Origin of the sequence: Kitasatospora sp. NPDC088391 (assembly GCF_044753345.1) — a bacterium.
Lineage (GTDB): Bacteria > Actinomycetota > Actinomycetes > Streptomycetales > Streptomycetaceae > Kitasatospora.
Map to the genome: position 1 here is coordinate 100,395 of NZ_JBIVNB010000002.1, position 18,755 is coordinate 119,149.

General features: G+C 77.8%; 9 protein-coding genes and 1 pseudogene. 6 read left to right on the forward strand and 4 right to left on the reverse strand.

Annotation, left to right across the window (positions count from 1 at the left end):
• Positions 1-157: 157 nt before the first annotated feature.
• The 5 genes from ACIQBJ_RS05200 to ACIQBJ_RS05220 are packed head-to-tail and all read left to right on the forward strand — an operon-like array spanning position 158 to position 12,976.
• Entirely contained in the window at positions 158-1,012 is an 855-nt protein-coding gene (locus tag ACIQBJ_RS05200) for a DUF4132 domain-containing protein (RefSeq protein WP_400705792.1), read from the forward strand.
• Positions 1,009-6,120, forward strand: a complete 5,112-nt coding sequence (locus ACIQBJ_RS05205) for a hypothetical protein (protein WP_400703795.1) — start codon at positions 1,009-1,011, stop codon at positions 6,118-6,120. Before ACIQBJ_RS05200 ends, ACIQBJ_RS05205 begins: the two co-directional genes overlap by 4 nt.
• 49 nt (positions 6,121-6,169) lie before the next feature.
• Positions 6,170-7,306, forward strand: coding sequence for an AAA family ATPase (locus tag ACIQBJ_RS05210; RefSeq protein WP_400703798.1), 1,137 nt, complete (start codon positions 6,170-6,172; stop codon positions 7,304-7,306).
• Between the two features lie 34 nt (positions 7,307-7,340).
• The gene (locus ACIQBJ_RS05215) at positions 7,341-11,153 is read left to right on the forward strand and encodes a DUF5682 family protein (protein WP_400705795.1); all 3,813 of its coding nucleotides are present in this window, start codon (positions 7,341-7,343) and stop codon (positions 11,151-11,153) included.
• Complete coding sequence (locus ACIQBJ_RS05220; RefSeq protein ID WP_400703801.1) at positions 11,150-12,976, forward strand: hypothetical protein; 1,827 nt, start codon at positions 11,150-11,152, stop codon at positions 12,974-12,976. The genes ACIQBJ_RS05215 and ACIQBJ_RS05220 overlap by 4 nt, the downstream gene beginning before the upstream one ends.
• A gap of 45 nt (positions 12,977-13,021) precedes the next feature.
• On the opposite strand, the pseudogene ACIQBJ_RS05225 reads toward ACIQBJ_RS05220, so the two are convergent.
• From ACIQBJ_RS05225 to ACIQBJ_RS05240, 4 genes and pseudogenes are all read right to left on the reverse strand, one after another.
• Positions 13,022-14,143 (reverse strand): annotated as a pseudogene (locus ACIQBJ_RS05225) (condensation domain-containing protein); the annotation flags it as partial.
• A 116-nt stretch (positions 14,144-14,259) separates the two neighbouring features.
• Positions 14,260-15,126 (reverse strand): hypothetical protein, encoded by an 867-nt coding sequence (locus tag ACIQBJ_RS05230; protein ID WP_400703804.1) that lies wholly within the window; start codon positions 15,124-15,126, stop codon positions 14,260-14,262.
• Positions 15,127-15,214: 88 nt separating this feature from the next.
• Entirely contained in the window at positions 15,215-15,586 is a 372-nt protein-coding gene (locus ACIQBJ_RS05235) for a hypothetical protein (protein ID WP_400703806.1), read from the reverse strand.
• 195 nt (positions 15,587-15,781) lie between these two features.
• Positions 15,782-18,187 (reverse strand): ATP-binding protein, encoded by a 2,406-nt coding sequence (locus ACIQBJ_RS05240; protein ID WP_400703809.1) that lies wholly within the window; start codon positions 18,185-18,187, stop codon positions 15,782-15,784.
• A 245-nt stretch (positions 18,188-18,432) separates the two neighbouring features.
• Between ACIQBJ_RS05240 and ACIQBJ_RS05245 the strand changes: the two genes are divergently transcribed.
• Positions 18,433-18,666 (forward strand): LuxR C-terminal-related transcriptional regulator, encoded by a 234-nt coding sequence (locus ACIQBJ_RS05245; RefSeq protein WP_400703812.1) that lies wholly within the window; start codon positions 18,433-18,435, stop codon positions 18,664-18,666.
• The last annotated feature ends 89 nt before the right edge of the window (positions 18,667-18,755 follow it).

Here is an 18,755-nt window from a genome sequence, read left to right on the forward strand (position 1 = left end):
CACCCGGAGCGGGCGGACGCCGCGGCCCTCGACCGGGGGCGGGCCGGGCCGGGCGGAGGCTCCGGTTCCGGGCGGGGGTGGGGGCGGGTGCCCCGGGTGTCGGGGGTGGCGGATACGTTGCTGCTCTGATCGGGAACGGCACGTGGGAGGCACCGTCGTGGGGTGGCTGGCAGCGGGCGACTACGAGGTCGCGCTGGAGGCGGACGGGAAGGTCGCGTGCAGGAACGCGGCCGGGCGGCGGTTGAAGGCGGTGCCGCCGAAGGTGAAGGACGACCCGGTGGTGGTGGGGCTGCGGCAGCTCGCCGAGTGGTTGGAGGCGCACGAGCGCCAGTGCCTGCTGGACGCGGAGCGCTGGATGGTCCGCTCGCTGCCGGTGCCGGCCGCGGTGCTCGCCGCGGTGTGGCCCGACGAGGCGTGGCGCTCGGTGCTGCGCGACCTGGTGGTGACGGGCGCGGACGGCGCGGTCGCCGGCTTCCTGCGCGACGCGGACCCGGAGCGCGGCCTCGGCCTGGTCGACCTGGACGGCGACACCGTCCGGCTGACCGACCCGGAGATCCGCCTCCCGCACCCGGTCCTGCTGGAGGACCTGGAGGAACTGCGGGAGTTCGCCGCCGAGTTGGGCGTCGAGCAGCGACTCGGCCAGCTGCACCGGGAGGTCTGGCACCGCCCCGCCGACACCGACCCGGAGGCCGTCCGGGTGGAGACCTTCGCCGGCGGCCGCTACAAGGAGCTGCGCGAACTGCTCGGCCGCTGCGCCCGCTCGGGCTACCGGGTGCGCGGCGGGTACGCGACCGTCCCGCTGGTCGAGGACGGCCGGACGCTGGAGGCCCGCCTCTGGGTGGGCGACTACTACGAGTACGACGAGTGCGAGACCGGGGCGCTCGGCTGGACGGCCGCGGACGGGCGGACGCTGCGGCTCGGCGAGGTGGGCCCGGTGGCCTGGTCCGAGGGCATGCGGATGGCCGCCGCGCTGTACGCCGGCCGCACGATCGAAGGGGAGGAGTCGGCATGAGCGGGCAGAACGCCACCGACACGCAGGAGCAGCAGGAGCAGGCCGAGCGGCTGCTGGATGCCGGGGCGGTGCTGCCGGTCGGCACCCTGGCCCCGGTCGAGGGCGCCGACAGCACCGCGGACGTGCTCACCGCCCGCGGCTACCGCCACCCGGCGCTGGACGGGCGCACCGTGGTCCGGCTGGTCCCCGGCGCGCTCGGCGCCGCCGAGGACCTCGCCGTGGAGTTCCTCGGCCTGGAGCCCGCCACCGCCCCGGTCGAGGTCGGCCAGGTCCGCCAGGAGGCGCTGGGCTTCCCCGCCTGGGCGCTGGTCCACGACCCGGCCAACGGGCACCACGCGCTGGCCGTGGTCAAGGAGATGGAGCGGCTGACCCGCCAGGTCAAGTCGAAGCCCGGCAACGCCAAGGACGGCTTCGACGAGCTGGCCGTCCGCCTCGGCCGGGCCGTCCCGCACTTCCTGCCCACGTACTGCGAGCAGGTCGGCCGGATCTTCCTGGAGCAGGGCAACCAGACCTACGCCGCCAGCTTCTTCGGCAAGGCCCGCGAGGCCGAGCGCACCTTCAGCCTGGCCGTCGACGAGGAGCGGCTGCGCGCCGTCTTCCTGGAGTTCGCGCTCGGCGGCGCGCTGACCGTCAAGGCGCTGCGCCAGTACGTGAAGGAGCTCGCCGCCCGCTCGGACGCGCTGACCGCCTGGCAGCGCTTCCGCCAGCTGTGCACCGAGCGCTCGGCGGCCGGCATGGCCCCGTACGCGGGCATCGCCGAGGACGCCCGGTCGCTGATCCGCGCCGCCGGGCTGGACCAGCGCGAGCAGGAGCGGGCGCTGATCGCCGAGCTGCTGTCCTCCTCGGCGGTCGGCCGCACCCCGTCCGCCGTCTGGAAGTCCTGGCGCGCCCCGCTGGTCGAGGCGGCCCGGCAGGACGCGGCCGTCCGGGCCCGGCTGCTGGAGGTCCTGCCCGACCCGTCCGGGGCGAAGGACAACGCCGCCGTCGACGAGGAGTGGCTGGGCATCCTGCGCGACAGCGGCGCCGAGGACCTGCTGACCGGCCCCCGGCCGGACGGCGCGGAGCCCGCCGCGCGCTGGCTGCAGCGCTGGACGGCGCACCTGAACCGGGGCTGGCGGGCCCGCGCCGCCTGCGTCCCCACGGTGGAGCTCGCCGCCCGGATGGTCGAGCGGCTGCGCGCCGACGCCGTCCCGGTGGAGCTCCAGCAGAACCACCCGACCGCGCTGGAGCTGCTCGACCTGCTGCTCGCCGCGGACGTCCCGGTCGCCGACCCACCGTCCGGCCTGTCCTTCCAGCTCGCCCCCTGGCTGGCCGAGGAGCGCCTCGGCCGCCGCGGCCTCGCCGCGGTCGCCGCCGACCCCCGGTTCCGCCCCGCCCTGCGGCAGGCCGTCGCCCCCGTCTGGGGCGGCTCCGACCCGCAGCGCCTCACCGTGCTGGGCGGCGAACTCCCGGCGCTGCACGAGCTGTTCGTCGAATGGGCGGACAACTGGGCCGAGGAGCTGGAGGCCACCCGCGGCCTGGCCGGCCTGCACCGCCTGCTGACCGGCCTCGGCAACTTCCGCCGCGCCATGGCGTTCGCCAACCCGGCCGCCGCCGCCCGGATCGCCGGCCTCGACGTCGCCGCCCGGCTCGGCCGCACGCTGCGCGCCGGCATCCTGGACGAACTCGGCTGGCCCGCCCTGGAAGAGGGCCTGCGCCGGCTCGGCCACGACGGCGGCGCCGGCGCCCCCGGCCGGGCCACCCTCAAGGACCTCCAGATCGAGAGCGCCTGGCCGAACCTGGTCCTGGTCCGGCACGACAAGGCCGTCGTGGTCGGCCCCGAGGGCGTCCTGCTGGAGCACGACCTGCGGGTCCCCGCCGGCCTGTCGCGCTGGCACCGCCCCCGGCTGCGGTACGTCGACGGCGAACTGCTGGTCGCCTGGATCGAGGAGAACGAGCAGCGCGCCTACTGGTCCGGCCGCCCGGACCGGCAGTTCACCCTCACCGGCGAGCGGATCGTCTCCGGCTACTACGGCGCGCACAGCCTCAACCCGCTCTCGCTGCCGCTGCCCGGCGGCGGCCGCGCCACCGGCGGCCGGGTGCTGCACGCCGGCGACACCGCGATGCCCGACGAGCTGGAGGTGTACGGCGACGGCACCGGCCACTGGGTCCTGCGCCACAGCAACGGCCGTCCCGCCCTCGCCGAGTACGACCCGCAGACCGGCCAGCGCGGCCGGACGTCCGTCCCGCCGCTGTTCGCCGCCGACGGCGGGACCGGCGCGCTGCGCCCCGAGCGCTCCCGACTGCTGCCGATGCAGCCCGGGTTGGAGCACACCCCGCTCGGCACCGACGGCACCGTGCTGGGCGGCGCGGTCCGCTCCGACGGCGACCGGACGGTGTTCCGCGGCGTCGACGGCCGCCGGGCCGAACTCTCCTGGACCGGCGTGCCCCGGCACGTCCCGGTCGGCCTGCTCGCCCTGCCCGGCGACCCCGCCCCCGTGCTCGCCCAGGCCGCCCGCGACCTCGACCTGATCGACCCGGACGGCGAAGGCCGCCCCGGCGACGTGCTGTCCGGCTTCACCCCCCTCGCCCCCGGCCGGCTGGACGCCGCCGGAACGGCCCTGGTCCCGCCGCTGGAGTTCTGGCACGCGCTGCGCCCCCGCGACGAGTCCGGCTCGAAGCTGCTGCGCGACCTGACGGACCGGCAGGCGTTCGAGCTGATCGACGCGGGCTGGCCGGTGGACGCCCCCGAGGTCGAGCAGCCGCGCCGCCCCGAACGGCTGCTGATCCAGGGCACCGTCCGGCAGCTCGCCCAGACCTCCGCCGCCACGGCCGTCCCGCTCACCGCGACCGCCGGGCTGCTGCCCGGCCTCACCGACCCGCGGCTGCTGGCCGGCGTCGCGGGCCTGGTCCGGATGGCCACCGAGACCGCGACCCAGGCCGCCCGCTTCGTCCCGCTGCCCGCGCCGAAGCCCGAGCCCGGGTCCGGGCCCGCCGCCGAACGACCCGCCGAGGCCCCCGCGTACCGGCCCGAGCACGGCCGGGACGGCGAGCTGGGCGAGGCGCTCAAGGACGCCTACGGCGACGTCGACGGCTTCCGGACCTGGAACCACCCCACCGACCGCTGGCACGTGCTCGGCAACCTGCGGACGGTCGCCGACCTGCTGGCCGCCGGAACGCCCGAGCAGCCCGCCGCAACGGCCGAGCAGCCCGCCGACTGGACCTCCGGGTCGGTGCCGCTCGCGCCCCCCGGCCGGCACGACGACGAGGGCCTGCGGCTGAAGCTGCTCGGCGGCGGCGACCACTACGGCTGGGCGCCGCTGCTCGGCCGCACCGCCGCCCTGGCGCTCGCCGCGGCCTCGCCGCTCACCGACGACAAGGCCCGCGCCTCGCTGCTGCTGATGCTGGCCGAACTCACCTCCGGCCCGTTCGCCGACCGCGGCCCGACGTTCCGTCAGGTCACCCTCGGCGAGCAGGGCGACCGGCGCGGATCGACCGCCCGGATCGGCCAGGTGCTGCGCCGCGGCGGGCGCACCGTGGTGGTGCTGGCCTGCCGCCGCTACGGCGAGGAACTGCAGTGGGAGGCCCTCGACCACGACCCGTCCGGCGCGTTCGGCCCCGTCGGGCACTTCACCGTCGTCCAGGAGCGCCGGGTCCGCGACGAACTGCCCGCCGCCTGGGCCGCCCGGTTCGCCGAACTGCTGCGCGAGCGCGGCCCGGTCGGGTGGCGGCCCGAACAGGCCGCCGCCTTCGACGCCGCCACCGGCATCGGCCTGGCCCGCGCCACCCTGCTGCTCGCCGCGCCCCCCGGCCGGCTGCGCCGCTACGGCGACCCGGTCCCCGCCGACCGGCTCGCCGCGTACGGCCTGAAGAACGCCCAGGTCGACCCGGCCCGGCGCTGGCTGCACGGGATCGGCACCGCCGACCTGGACGCCGTGCTGGCCGCGCTGCTGCCCGCCGACCCCGCCGACCTGTGGACCACCGGCCTCGACGCGGACGCCGCCGCCGCGTGCTGGACCGCCCGCCGCGGCCGCCTGGTCACCCTCCCCGACGAGGCCCAGGCCACCGTCAACGGCAGCAGCATCTCCGCGATCGAGGACCTGCTGAACCCGGCCGCCACCCCCTGGCTGGCCCGCACCACCGTGCAGCGGGTCCGCACCACCGGCTCCGGGCTCGAACTCGCCGCCGACGACCCGCGGGCCCTGCCCAACGCCCGCACCCTGTCCGGCGCCGTCCAGGCGCTGCGCTGGCTGGCCCACCACCTGCCGTACGGCTCGGAGCTGCGCCCGCTGCTGCCCGGCGCGCTGGCGGCGGTCCGGGCCCGGATCGCCGACCCCGGCCTGCTGCTCGACCTCGGCTCCTACTCCAGCGTCCGCGAGCGCACCCTCCCCGACGTGCTGCGCGCCCACTTCGGCCTGCCGGAGCAGGGCGCCGCGCGCAGTGAACAGCTCGTGGAGTGCGGCGAGGCGGTCGTGCTCGCCCCGCACCCGTACGGCGAACGGGCCTACCTGCGCCCGGCCGCGCTCACCGGCCCCGCGGACCCGCTGCTCGACCTGCTGGACGGCTTGACCGTCCGGCACTACGGCGGCGACGACCTGGACGCGCTCCGCGCCCTGCTCGGCGACGACCTGAACGGCCTGGTGGCGCACGGCAGTTCGGCCGACGAGCCGGCGGGCTGGCCGCAGGACCCGCAGCGCAGCGCCCCCGAGCTGGTCGCCGAGGTGGCCGCCGCCACCGGCCTCGGCCCGGACGCCGCCGCGCTGTACCTGCAGCTGCTCGCGCTGCCCGACCCGACCGACCGCAACACCGTCCGCTGGACCGGCTGGAAGCCCGCCCGGACCAAGCGGGCCCGGGCCGAACTCGCCGCCACCGACCTGGTGCTGGAGGCCAAGCGGTCCCGGGCCGGCCGCAGCCTCTTCCTGCCCGGCGGCTGGCAGGAGGCCAAGGCCCCCGGCCTGCCCGTGGAGGTCTGGAAGGCCGGCCTGTACGAGATCCCGGCCGGCCGGGTGGTCCTGCCGCCGGTCGCCGCCCCCGAACTGTTCGCCCGCGCCTGGCGCCGGACCACCGGCGGCGACCGCCCCGGCTACGAGCAGCTCGTCACCCACACCCGGGGGAGGAAGCGCAGTTGAGCCCCCGAATCACCCACTTGACGTCTCCGTGGAACAGTGAGGACCAGGCATGAGCACCGCCCCCGCGCCCGACCGGCAGATCGTGCCGCCGGAGGACAGGCACGCGGCCGAGCTGGAGTTCCTGGCCGCCCACGACAGCGGCCCGCGCCCGCCCGGCTGGCGGCTCACCCCGCGCGCCGTGGTCACCTTCGTGCTCGGCAGCGACGGCGAGAAGCTCAAGCACGGCCGGAAGTCGATGGCCGTGGAGCGCAAGTTCGTCGGCGAACGCGCCCTGGTCGAACGCTGCGTGGTCACGCTGGCCGGCGAGCGCGGCCTGCTGCTGGTCGGCGAACCCGGCACCGCCAAGTCGATGCTCTCCGAACTGCTCGCCGCCGCCGTCTGCGGCACCAGCGCGCTCACCGTCCAGGGCACCGCCGGCACCACCGAGGACCAGCTCAAGTACGGCTGGAACTACGCCCTGCTGCTCGCCAAGGGCCCCAGCCGGGAGGCCCTGGTCCCCTCGCCGGTGCTCACCGCGATGACCACCGGCGCGGTCGCCCGGGTCGAGGAGGTCACCCGCTGCCTGCCCGAGGTCCAGGACGCCCTGGTCTCGCTGCTCTCCGAGCGCCGGATCGCCGTCCCCGAACTCGCCGGCACCCCCGACGCCCAGCAGCACGCCGCCCCCGGCTTCACCCTGATCGCCACCGCCAACCTGCGCGACAAGGGCGTCTCCGAGATGTCCGCCGCCCTCAAGCGGCGCTTCAACTTCGAGACGGTCGGCCCGATCGGCGACCTGGCCGCCGAGATCGACCTGGTCCGCCGCCAGTCCACCGCCGCCGTCGCCCGCGCGGGCGCCCCCTACGCCGTCGACGACACCGTGCTGGAGGCCCTGGTCACCGCCTTCCGCGACCTGCGCACCGGCCGCTCCGTCGAAGGCTGGGACGTCGAACGCCCGTCCACCGTGATGAGCACCGCCGAGGCCGTCTCGGTCGCCACCGCGCTCGGCGTCACCGCCGCCTACCTGGACACCGACGGCGACGTCCTCGGCCGCCTCCCCGGCCAACTCGTCGGCGTGGTCCGCAAGGACGACCCCGCCGACGCGGCCCGGCTGCTCGGCTACTGGGACGGCGCGGTCCGCCGCCGCGCCGAGCAGGGCTCCACCACCTGGCGCACCCTCTGGGACCTGCGCCCGGAACTGGGGGACTGACACCACCGTGCACGCTCCCGCTCCCGCCGAGCAGATGGACGCGCTGGCCGGCTCCGGCACCGACCGGCCCGGCCCGTACCTGATCGGCGTCCGCCACCACGCGCCGTCGATCACCGCCGTGCTGCCCGCCCTGCTCGCCGCGGCCCGGCCGGACGTCCTGCTGGTCGAACTCCCCGCCGAGTTCCAGCCCTGGCTGGACCTGCTCGCCGACCCCGCCACCCACGCCCCGGTCGCCCTCGCCGCCGCCACCGGCGAGGAGGGCGCCGCCCCCGCGTTCTACCCCTTCGCGGACTTCTCCCCGGAACTCGCCGCCCTGCGCTGGGCCGCGGCCCACGGCGTCCCCGCCGTCGCCTGCGACCTGCCGCTCGGCGAGCGCGGCGGGGACGGCCGCGACGGCGGCGGGAGCGGCGGGGCGGGCCTCGCGGAAGCACTGCGCCGCCGACTGACGGGCCGCCCCGACGAGGACCTGTGGGACCGCCTGGTCGAGGCCCCCGCCCCCGGCTGCACCCCCGAGGCCGTCCGCCGCGCCGCCCTCCTGGTCGGCTGGGCGCTGCGCCACGACACGGCGGCCGTCGACCCGTACGACCTCCGCCGCGAAGCCTGGATGCGCGCCCGCATCCGGGACGCCGCCGCCGGCGGCCGCCGCGTCACCGCCGTCATCGGCGCCTTCCACGCCCCGGCGCTGCTGCCGGACGCCGAAGAAGCGGCCGGTGCGGTCCCCGGTGCAACCGGCTTGCCGGACAAGGGAGTCGAGGACCGATCGGCCGGCGGGGCCGTCGTCTCGCTGATCCCGTACACCTACCCCCTGCTCGACGCGCGCTCCGGATACCCCGCCGGTATCCGGGACCCCGAGTGGCAGCACGCCGTGCTCGCCGCCGGGGGCGACCCGGAGCGGCTCGCCGAGGAGACGACCCGGGCCGCGGTGCGGATCTGCGAGGCGCTGCGCGGACAGGGACATCCGGCCGGGCCCGCCGACGGACGGGAGATCGTCCGGCTGGCCGGCGACCTGGCCCGGCTGCGCGGACTGCCCGCGCCCGGCCGCGGCGAACTGATCGAGGCCGTGCAGACGGTCCTCGCCCAGGGCGAGCCGCTGGGCCGGGGCCGGGCCGTCGCCCGCGCCCTGGAACAGGTCCTGGTCGGCACCCGGACCGGCCGGCCCACCCCTGCTGCGCCGCGCACCGGCCTCGGACCCGCCGTCGAGGCGCAACTCGCCGGACTCGGCCTGCCCGGCCCCGCCGACACCGCCGAAACGACCCCCCGGGACCTGCGGCTCGACCCGCTCCGCACCCCCCTCGACGCCCGCCGCGACCTGCTGCTGCGCCGCCTGGAAGTGTGCGGCGTCCCCTACGGCGAGCCGGTGGCCGTCACCGGGGCCGGCGGCACCGAGGCGCTCGGCGCGCGCTGGCGGGTCCGCTGGACGCCCGCCACCGCCGCCATGCTGACCGTCGCCGGCCTGCGCGGCGTGACACCCGCCCAGGCCGCCGAAGGCACCCTCCGGGAACGGCTGCGCCGCGAGGAGGCGGACGGCGGCCCGACCGCCCGGCAGATCCTCGACGGCCTGGCCGCCGCCGCGGACTGCGCGCTCCCCGGCCTCGCCCGGACCAGGCTCGACCAGCTCGCCGAACAGCTGCCCGGGAACGCGACCCTCCCCGAACTCCTCGACGGACTCGCCCTGCTGGACCGGCTGACCACCGACCGGCCGACCGGCGGCGAGGAGACCGCCGCGCTGCGCGGCCCGGCCGCCGGGGCGATCGGACCGCTCACCGCCGCCGCCGTCCGCGGACTGGAGGGCCTGACCGGCTCCGACGACCCCGCCGACGCCCGCGCCCTGGTCGAGTTCGCCCGCCGGGCCGACCCCGACGGCGGACTCCGGCTCGGCAGCACGCTGCGCCGCCTCGCCGACGAGGGCGCACCGCTGATCCGCGGCGCGGCCGGGGCGGCCCGGGTCCTGCTCGGCCACCAGCCGCCCCGGGAACTCGGCGCACGCGTCGCCTCCTGGGTCGACACGGCCGGCTCCCCGGCGGGCCGCACCGCGCTCGGCCGGGCCCTCACCGGCCTGCTCACCGCCACCGAAGGACTGCTCGGCGCGGCCCCGGCAGCCCTCGACCCCCTGCTGACCCGGATCGCCGAACTCCCCGACGACGCCTTCCTGTCCCGCCTCCCCGCCCTGCGCGGCGGCTTCGACACCCTCAGCCCCGCCGCCCGCGACCGCCTCCTCGCCGTCATCGAGGAACGCCTCGGCACCCACGTCGACACCCTCCCCACCGACCTCGCCCCCACCACCCTCGCCACCTGGGCCGAAGCCGACCTCGCCGCCCGCCACGCCCTGACGACCCGCGGCCTGCTGCCGCAGGGCGGGGTCGATTCGGGCCTGGCGGCCCGTCGGACCCCGGAAGGGGAGGAGCAATCGGGCCTGGCGGCCCGTGGGGCTTCGAGGGAGAACGGCTTGCTGCCGCAGGCCCCGGAAGGGGAGAGGGAGTCGGGCCCGGCGGCCCGTGGGGCTTCGGGGAAGGACGGTTCGCTGCCGCAGGCCGGTGCCGACCCGGCGGAGCGGGGCTCGCTGCCGCAGACGCCGGAGAGCGGAACGGAGCCGGGCCTGACGGCCCGTCGGACCCCGGGGGAGGACGGCTCGCTGCCGCAGGCCGGGGCCGACCCCGTGGAGCGGGGCTCGTCGGGGCGGGCTGCGGGAGCGGACGGCCTGGCGGGTCGTCAGCTTCCTTCCGGGGGTGTGCTTCTGCCCAACGGTCTTGCTCCGGAGGAGCGTTGGCGGTTGGTGTTGGGGCGGCCCGGGGCCGGGCGGGGTGGGCGGGCCGGGCGGTTGGCGGCGGCGTTGGACGAGTTGTACGGGGCGGGCCGGGGCGAGGGTTCCGGGCCGGGGTTGGACGGCGGGGGGCGGGGCGGGCGGGAGGCGCCGTTCCCCGGGGTGCGGGAGTGGTCGGAGGAGTTGGCGGCGCTGTTCGGGCCGGGCGTGCGGGAGGAGGTGCTGGCCGCGGCCGTCGCGCACGGCCGCACCGACGTCCTGCAGGCCGTCGACCCGGAGGCGGTCCGCCCGTCCGTCGACCTGCTGCGCACCGTGCTGCAGCACGCCGGCGGCCTGCCGGAGTCGCGGGTGGCGGCGCTGCGTCCGCTGGTGAAGCGCCTGGTGGACGAGTTGGCCAAGGAGTTGGCGACGACGCTGCGGCCCGCGCTGACCGGGGTGACGCTGCCCCGGCCGAGCCGCCGTCCGGGCGGGCGGCTCGACCTGGACCGCACCATCCGGGCCAATCTGGCCACCGCCCGTCCGGGGCCGGACGGTTCGACGCTGATCGTGCCGGAGCGGCCGGTGTTCCGGACCAGGGCGGCCAAGGCCAACGACTGGCGGCTGGTCCTGGTGGTCGACGTCTCCGGCTCGATGGAGGCGTCCACCGTCTGGGCGGCGCTGACGGCGTCGGTCCTGGCCGGGGTGCCGTCGCTGACCACGCACTTCGTCGCGTTCTCCACCGAGGTGGTGGACCTCAGCGGGCAGGTCGAGGACCCGCTGGGCCTGCTGCTGGAGGTCCGGGTCGGCGGCGGCACGCACATCGCGGCCGGTCTGCGGTACGCCCGCGAGCTGGTCACCGTGCCGTCCCGGACCATGGTGGTGGTGGTCAGCGACTTCGAGGAGGGCTACCCGCTGGGCGGGCTGCTCACCGAGACCCGGTCGCTGGCCGGGGAGGGCTGCCGGCTGCTGGGCTGCGCCGCGCTCGACGACACCGGCAAGCCCCGCTACTCGAAGGCGGTCGCCGAACAACTCGTGGCGGCGGGCATGCCGGTGGCGGCCCTCAGCCCGCTGGAACTGGCCCGCTGGGTGGGGGAGAAGATCGCATGACGGACCGTCGGGAACCCGCCGCCGCGCGCTGGCCGGCCGTGGCGCCGGAGGTGGTCGCCGAGGTGGTGTCGGCGCTCTCGGAGCGGCTGCGCAAGCGGCTCGACGGCGCGGCCGCGAAACTCGCCGACCGGGAGCCGGTCCGGGCGGGCGACGAGTGGCGGGTCCGGATCGACGAGGAGACGGAGCTGGTGCTGCACGCCCCCGCCGGGGTGGTCCGCACCGCCGGGGACGTCCGCTGCGGCTGCCTGCTCGCCCCCGGCTGCCTGCACCGCGCCGCCGCCGTCACCTTCGCCCCGCTCGCCGAGGACACCGCCCCGGAACCCGGGCAGCCCGAGCGGCCGGAACCGTCCGGGCGGCGGGAGGAGACCGGGCCGGAGCCGGTGGCGGAGCCGCTCACCGAGGCCGAACTCGCGGCCGTGCACCGGCTCCGGCTGACCGCCGCCCACGCGCTGGCGGCCGGGATCGGCGGGGCGGGCAGCGTCCTGCAGGCGGAGCTGCTGCGCACCGCCCACCGGGCCCGGCTGCTCGGCCTGCACCGGCCCGCCGCGCTCGCCACGACCGTGGTCACCCGGCTGCGGGCCGCCCGCTCCGGCGCGCCCGGGCACCGGCTCGCCGACCTGGTCGCCGCGCACCGCGAACTCCTCGACGCCGTCACGGCCGGCCCCGCCGACCCGGACACCCTGCGCGGCACCGCCCGGCAGAGCTACCGGGAGGCGGGCTCGCTGCGGCTGTACGGGCTGTTCGCCGAACCGGTGGTGACGGCCACCCACGCGGGCGTCACGGTCTGGACGGTGGACGCGGACGGGGCGCTCGCCACCGTCTCCGACGTCCTGCCGCACGCCGACCCGGCGGAGGCCGCACAGCTCGCCCGGGCCGCGGCGGGCCGGCCGGTGCGGCTGGGGGACGCCTCGCTCGCGCACCGCGAACTGGCCCGGGCCGGGCTGGTCGTGCAGGGCGCGACCCGGACGGTCTCGGGGCGGCTGGGCGCGGGCGCGAAGGTCCGGGCGGCGGGCGCGTCCGGGGCGGACTGGTCCGCTGAGCCGGTCGCCCGGTTGTGGGCGGAGCCCGTCGGGGCCCAGGTCGAACGGGCGCTGCGGGCCGACCGGACCCCGGCCGAACTGCGGCCCGCCGGGGCGGAGTTGCTGTTCCTGGACGTCACCGTGCTCGGCCCGGGCACGGTGCCCGGGGTCGCGGCCCCGCAGCTGCTCGCCGACTGCGCGGGCCGGACGGTGGCGCTGCTCCCGGCGCTGGACCACCCGCGGCTGGCGTACGGCGCGAACCTGGCGCTGCTGGCCGGGGCGCCGGGCCTGCGGCTGCGGGTCGTCGGCCGGCTGGAGCGGGCCGCGCACCCGAGGCTTCGGCTGCTGGCGGCCGCGCCGGGGCCGGAGTCGGGGCTCGCGCTGCGCCCCGAGTACCGGGAGCGGATCAGCCTCGGCCTGGAGCAGCTCCAGCAGGCCGACCTGCCTCCGGCCGGCGGCCCGGTCCCCGTACCGGCGGGGCTGCCGCCGCAGCCCCCGCTGCACCTGCTGTCCCGGCCGCTCGAACAGGCCGTCACCACCGGCCGCGACGGCCTGGCGGCCCGCCTCGCCGCGGGCGCCACCGAGGGCCCCCGCCTCCGCGCGGTCGGCTTCGCCACCGCCGAGCACCTGCTCGCCGCCCTCCGCGCGGCCGCCGCCGACCAGGAGCGCGACGTCTTCGGCCGCCTCCGCACCGACGACCGCCTCGCCTACGCCACCGCCTGGTCGACCGCCGCCACCTACGCCGAGGAGCTCGCCACCGCCCTGTGCGCGGCCGCCTGGCACCGGGAGGAGGAGGGCGTCTAGACCCGGGTGGCGGGGTCGAGGGCGGCGGTCGTTGAAGACGCAGGAGATGTCGAAGCCGGGGCCGAGGTGCTGGGACGTCCGGTCGACCAGGGCGGTGAACCGGCGCGGGTCGTAGTAGCCGTACTTGTTGGAGTTCAGGGCGCCGCGCCGGGCGGCGGCGATCGCCTCGTCGACGGTGCCGCCGGTCACCTCCAGGGCGCAGAGGCCGAGTTGGGAGAGCATGCAGACGACGTCGGCCAGGCCGGGGCGGAAGCGGTTGCCGACCATCGGGCGGACCACCACCGGGTCGGCGCCGGTGTGCCGGGCGAGGGCGCTCGCGTAGAGGGCGAGCAGGACGTTGGAGGTGCTGGCGCGGGTGCGGGCGGCGAGGGCCGCGGCGGCGGGGCGCAGGGCGCGGGTGCGCAGTTCGGCCGTCCAGTAGCGCGGTCCGGGGGCGCCGGTGGGGGCGGGCGCGGGGCGCGGCGGGAGGGCGGCGAGCAGTTTCTCGTGGTGGCGCAGCGCGCGGGCGTCCTGGAGCTGCCCGGCGGGCGAGTGCTGCCAGGCGGCCTGTTCCAGCGGCTGCGGGCCGACGGGGGGTTCGGCGGGGCGGGCGGCGGCCTCGCGGAGCATCACCCGGGCGCCGCCGCCGTCCGTCACCAGGTGGCAGATCAGCGCGACCAGGTGGGTGGGCGCGCCGTGCTGCCGGACCACGGCCATCCGGACCGGCCAGTCCTCGGTGAGGGACAGCGGCGCGTGCCGGTGGTGCGCCTCGACGGCGGCGGCGAACGCGGCGGGGTCGGCGTCCGCGGGGGCGTCGTGGACGTGCAGGACGGCCTCGCCCGCGCCGTGCACGACCTGGACGGGCTCGGGGCCGGTGTCGAACCGCAGCCTGGTCCGCATCGACGGGTAGCGGGACATCAACCAGCGCAGTTCCTCGGCGAGTTCGGCGAGGGTGGTGCCGGCGTCCAGCGGTTTGGTGCCGCCGAGCGGCATCCAGGAGCGGTGCCGCGCCATCGCCTCCCAGATCGACCACTGGCCCCAGGTCAGCGGCCCGCTGCCGCCGCCGGGGCTGGCGAAGGGGACAGCGTGGGGGACGGCCGACTCCGCGGCGGAGAGCGGGAGTCCGGGGCCGGGGCCCTCGCCGGGCAGCAGGTCGGGGCGGGCCGGATCCGCGTCGCCGGGGTGCATCGCCGGTGCCTCCAGGGGTCGGGTGCGGGGCGGTCGGACCAGCGCCCGCCCGCCCCGCCCCGGCAGGGGCTGTCCGAGGGCTGGAACCCTTGGGGAGAAAGGTGGTTGACGTACCGTCAGGGGGCGGCCAGGGCGGCGGAGGCGTTGCGGAGGGTGGCGGCGCGGCGCTGCTGCTCGGCGTCGAGGGCGGCGCGGTTCTCGTCGATCAGGCGCTGCTGGACGACGGTCTCGACCTCGGACCAGATCCGCAGCAGGTCGACCTGCCGTTTGCAGGCGACGTCGGCGAGGCGCTGCCCGGCGGGCCAGCCGAAGGTGTCGGTCCGCTGTCCGGCGGGGGCCGCGGCGGGGTGGCCGTGCTCGCCCATGCAGGCCGACCAGGCGGTGAACGCGGCCTTGACCCGGGGGTCGTCGAGCGAGGCGAGGTAGGAGCGCCGGTCCAGGTCGCCGACGACGGCGGCGGGCCGGGTGTAGTCGCCGCCGTTCGCGGACAGCCGGTCGGCGGCCTGCCGGGCGCAGCCGCCGGCCCCGTCGCCGGGCCGTCCGGCCTGGGCGTCGTGCGCGGCGGCGGAGAGCGTGAGGCCGCCGGGGTCGCCGCGGTGGCCGGTCTGGTAGTAGCCGAAGTCCTCGCGGGTCAGGGCGGCGGCCTGTTCGGTGTCCTCGCCGTAGCGCATCGCGTTGGCGGGCAGGGCGGGCGGCGGCAGCGGCCGCAGGTACGGGGCCGGCGGGTAGTCGTACCCCTTGGCGGCCATGCAGGCGTGGTCGAGCACGTTGAACCCGGCGGTGAGGACGCCCACCTGGTCGCCGGTCTCGGCGTAGGCGTCCAGCGGCAGCGGGATCGCCGTGAACAGTCCGGCGGGCGGGGCGGTCGCCGTCACCGGCGCCGCCGCGGGCCCGGGAGTTCCGCCGTCCGGGGCCCCGGAGGCGCAGCCGCCGAGCACGGCGGCCAGGACCGCCGCGGCACCGCACGCGAGGATTCGCCGCACGGGAGTTCCTTTCCGTTCCGGGGCGGGCCGGCCGCGGGAGGCGAACTCCCGCGGCCGACCCGCCGATTGGGCGGTGACCGGTGCTGGATCAGATGTAGAGCGAGCCGACGCCCTGGAACTGCAGGTTGGCCGAGTACGGGCCGGGGCCGTAGTACTGGTAGCCCCCGCCGCCGTTGGTGTCGTAGCAGAGCTTGACCGTCCACGGGTAGTTGTTCTCGGCGGTCCCCGCGAAGGCGTACACGTTGTTCCCGGACGGGTACCGGTCGCCGCGGGTGTCGGCGGTGCTCGCGGTGAACATCCGGCAGCCGCCGCCGTAGTTGGCGTACTCCCACACCTCGACGCCGCGCGCCGACGAGCAGTTGACGGTGGCGGCGCCGGCCGGGGCGGCCAGCGCCAGGCCGCCGGTGAGGGCGGCGGCGGAGACCGCGAGTGCGGTGAGCTTCCTGCGCAGGTGGGTCATGCTGTTCTCCCCGTGGTCGAAGCGGCGTCGTCGCGGGCCGGGTGCCCGGCGACCGGCGCGCCGCCCATCCTGGGAGCGGCACCGGGGCGGGTCAACGGATCGCCGGGGAGCCTGGCAGCATGCTGCCGGGAACGGGCGGGAGGCTTCCGAACTCCCTTGCCGGGACGTTGGATCGACCGGATCGCGGGGGTGCGTTCAGACGGACAGGAGGGCCCGCAGGGTGTCGGCGTAGGAGTCGTGGAGCGCGGTGAACAGCTCCAGGCTGCGGGCCCAGTGCGCGCGGGCCTCGTCCTCGCGGCCGAGCGCCCGCAGGATCTGGGCCAGCGTGTCCAGCGAACGGGCCTGGCCGTGCTGGTCGTTGGTCGCGGTGCGGATCTCCAGGGCCTCGCCGGCGTAGCCGATCGCCCGCTCGTGCGCCCCGAGCAGCAGGCAGGTCGCGGCGGCGGTGTTCAGCGCCCCGCCCTGGGCGTAGGTGTTGCCGAGCCCGCGGAAGACCGCCAGCGAGCGCAGGCACTCCTCCAGCGCCTCCTCCGGGCGCTCCAGGTCCTGCAGGATGCGCACCAGGTTGAGCCTGGTCACGCCCTCGCTGTAGGTGTCGCCGAGTTCGACGAAGGACTCCAGGGTCAGCAACTGGTTCCGGTAGGCGTCCTCCAGGCGGCCGAGCTTGCGGTAGGCCACGCCGAGGTTGCCGAGGGCGGTGGCGACGGCCGTCCGGTCGCCGAGCCGGCGGTGGATCTCCAGTGCGGCCAGGCAGTGCTCCTCCATGTCGGCGAAGCGGTGCAGGTCGTGCGCCAGGACGCCCAGGTGGTTGAGCATCACGGCCTCGCCCGACAGGTCCCCGGCGGCCCGGGCGGCGGCCAGCCCGAGCCGGCCGGTCTCCGCCCAGTCGTCCCAGTGCTTGCGGAGGTTGAAGAACGCCCACAGGGACTTGGCGAGCCGCCAGGCGAGCGAGTGCAGCCCGGCCCCGGCGGCCTGCCGGACGGCGGCGACCAGGTTGGCGCGCTCCGCCTCGTACCAGCGCAGCGCCGTCTCGGCGGACGGGCCCAGCTCCGGGGCCAGCCCGGGCGCGGCGAACGGCTCGACGGGCGGGAGCTGGGCGTCCGGGTTCAGCATCCGGCTCGCCGCGGCCGCCGCCGCCAGGTACCAGGACACCAGGCGGCGCACGGCCGCGTCCCGCTCCGCCGCGGGCTCGTCCTGCTCGGCCCGCTCGGCGGCGAACAGGTGCAGCAGGTCGTGCAGCGCGTAGCCGTCGGACGGGGCGGCGCCCAGCAGGTGCAGCGAGCCGAGCTGCCCGAGCAGGGCCTCGGCCCGGCGCGGCGGCAGGTCGCACAGCGCGGCGGTCGCGAGCGGGCCGACGGTGGGGCCGCTCCACAGGCCGAGCAGCCGGAACACCCGGGCCTGGTCGGCGTCCAGCAGGTGGTGGCCCGCGCCGAAGCCGGCCCGGACGGCCTGGTCCTCGATCTGCAGCTCGTCGAGCCGGCGGTGCTGGTCGGCCAGCAGGTCGGCGAGGGCGCGCAGCCGCATCGCCGGGGCGGCGATCAGCCGGCCCGCGACGATCCGGATCGCCAGCGGCAGGCCCGCGCAGGAGCGCAGCACCTCCTCGGCGGCCGCCGGGTCGGCCCGCAGCCGCTCCTCGCCGACCAGCCGGCCGAGCAGCTCCCGGGCCTCCGCCGGGTCCAGCACGTCCAGGGCGACCCGGTGGGTGCTCTCCAGGCTGGGCAGCCGGCTGCGGCTGGTCACCAGGACGGCGTGCGGCCCGGCCCCCGGGACCAGGGCGCGCACCTGGGCGGCGTCCCGCGCGTCGTCCAGCACGACCAGCACCCGGCGGGTCGCCAGCAGGCTGCGGAACAGCGCCGCCTTGCTGTCCTCGCCCTCGGGGACGGCCTCGTGCCGCACGCCCAGCGCGACCAGGAAGCGGGTCAGCACCTCGCCGGTGCGCAGCGGGGTCGGCGAGGTGCCGCGCAGGTTCACGAACAGCTGGCCGTCCGGGTACCGCCCGCGGACCTCGTGCGCCAGGTGCAGCGCCAGCGAGGTCTTGCCGACACCGCCCGCGCCGGTCATCGCGGAGATCACCACGGTGCCGCCGTCGCCGAGCGCCCCCTCTGCGGCGAACAGGCTCCGCAGGCCCCGCAGTTCGGCCGACCGGCCGGTGAAGTGGGCCGGTACGCGCGGGAGTTCGGCGGGCACCGGGACGGCGGACGGCGCCGGTCCGGGGTCGGGCGCGGTGGCGGCGGGCCGCCGGGTCCGGCGGCGGTCCTCGGCGTCCTGCAGGGCGCGCCAGGTCTGCCGCCAGGCGGCCGCCCGCCGGTCCGGCACCCCGCAGGCCGCGAGCAGCGCCGTCACCACCTCCAGCCGGGGCAGCCCCGGCCGGTCCGGGCGGAGCGCGTCGGCGAGGGTGCTGCGGGCCAGGCCGCTGCGCCGGGCCAGCTCCTGGAAGGAGGGATTGCCCGCCCAGGTCTTCAGCGAGCGCAGCAGGGCGATGAACTCGGCGGCGTCCCGGGCCCGTTCGGGCGACGGCGCGGCCTCCCGGCCCGGCTCCGGCACCCCGTCCGCGCGGGCCTGTCCGGCCACCGCCCCCACCTCCCGGTCGTCCCACGGCACTCCTGCGCGCAGGCTACCCGACCGTCCGGGATCGTCCGGGGTCGTCCGGAGAACCCGCCGGGCGGCCCGCCGACCGGAAGACTTCCCGGTGCAGCGAGGACGGCCCCCGGGTCCACGGGGGACACGGGGGACGCGGTACGGGGGTGTGGTGCCCCGCCGCACCGGGGGCCGCCTCCTGCGCCGACCCGTCGCCCCGGCAGCGGCGCCGGGCCGCACGCGGACACTCTCCGAGGGGGCGGACCGTCATGCGCAGCGCGGGCAGCACCGGAGCGGACCCCGGGTCCGCGGCCGGACCGAACGTCCTGGAACGCCGACTGCTCGCCCTGCTCGCCGAGGGCCTGACCGACGCGGCGGTCGCCCGGCGGCTCAGCGTCTCCGTCCGCACCGAACGCCGGATGGTCGCCGAACTCATGCACCGCCTGGGCGCGCACAGCCGCTTCGACGCCGGCGTCCGCGCGGCCCGCCGCCGCTGGATCTGACCGGCCGTCAGGCGAAGGCCGTCGGCAGCAGCACCGCCCAGAGCACGGCCGGCCCGCACAGCAGCAGACCCCCCGCCCCGGGGACGGTG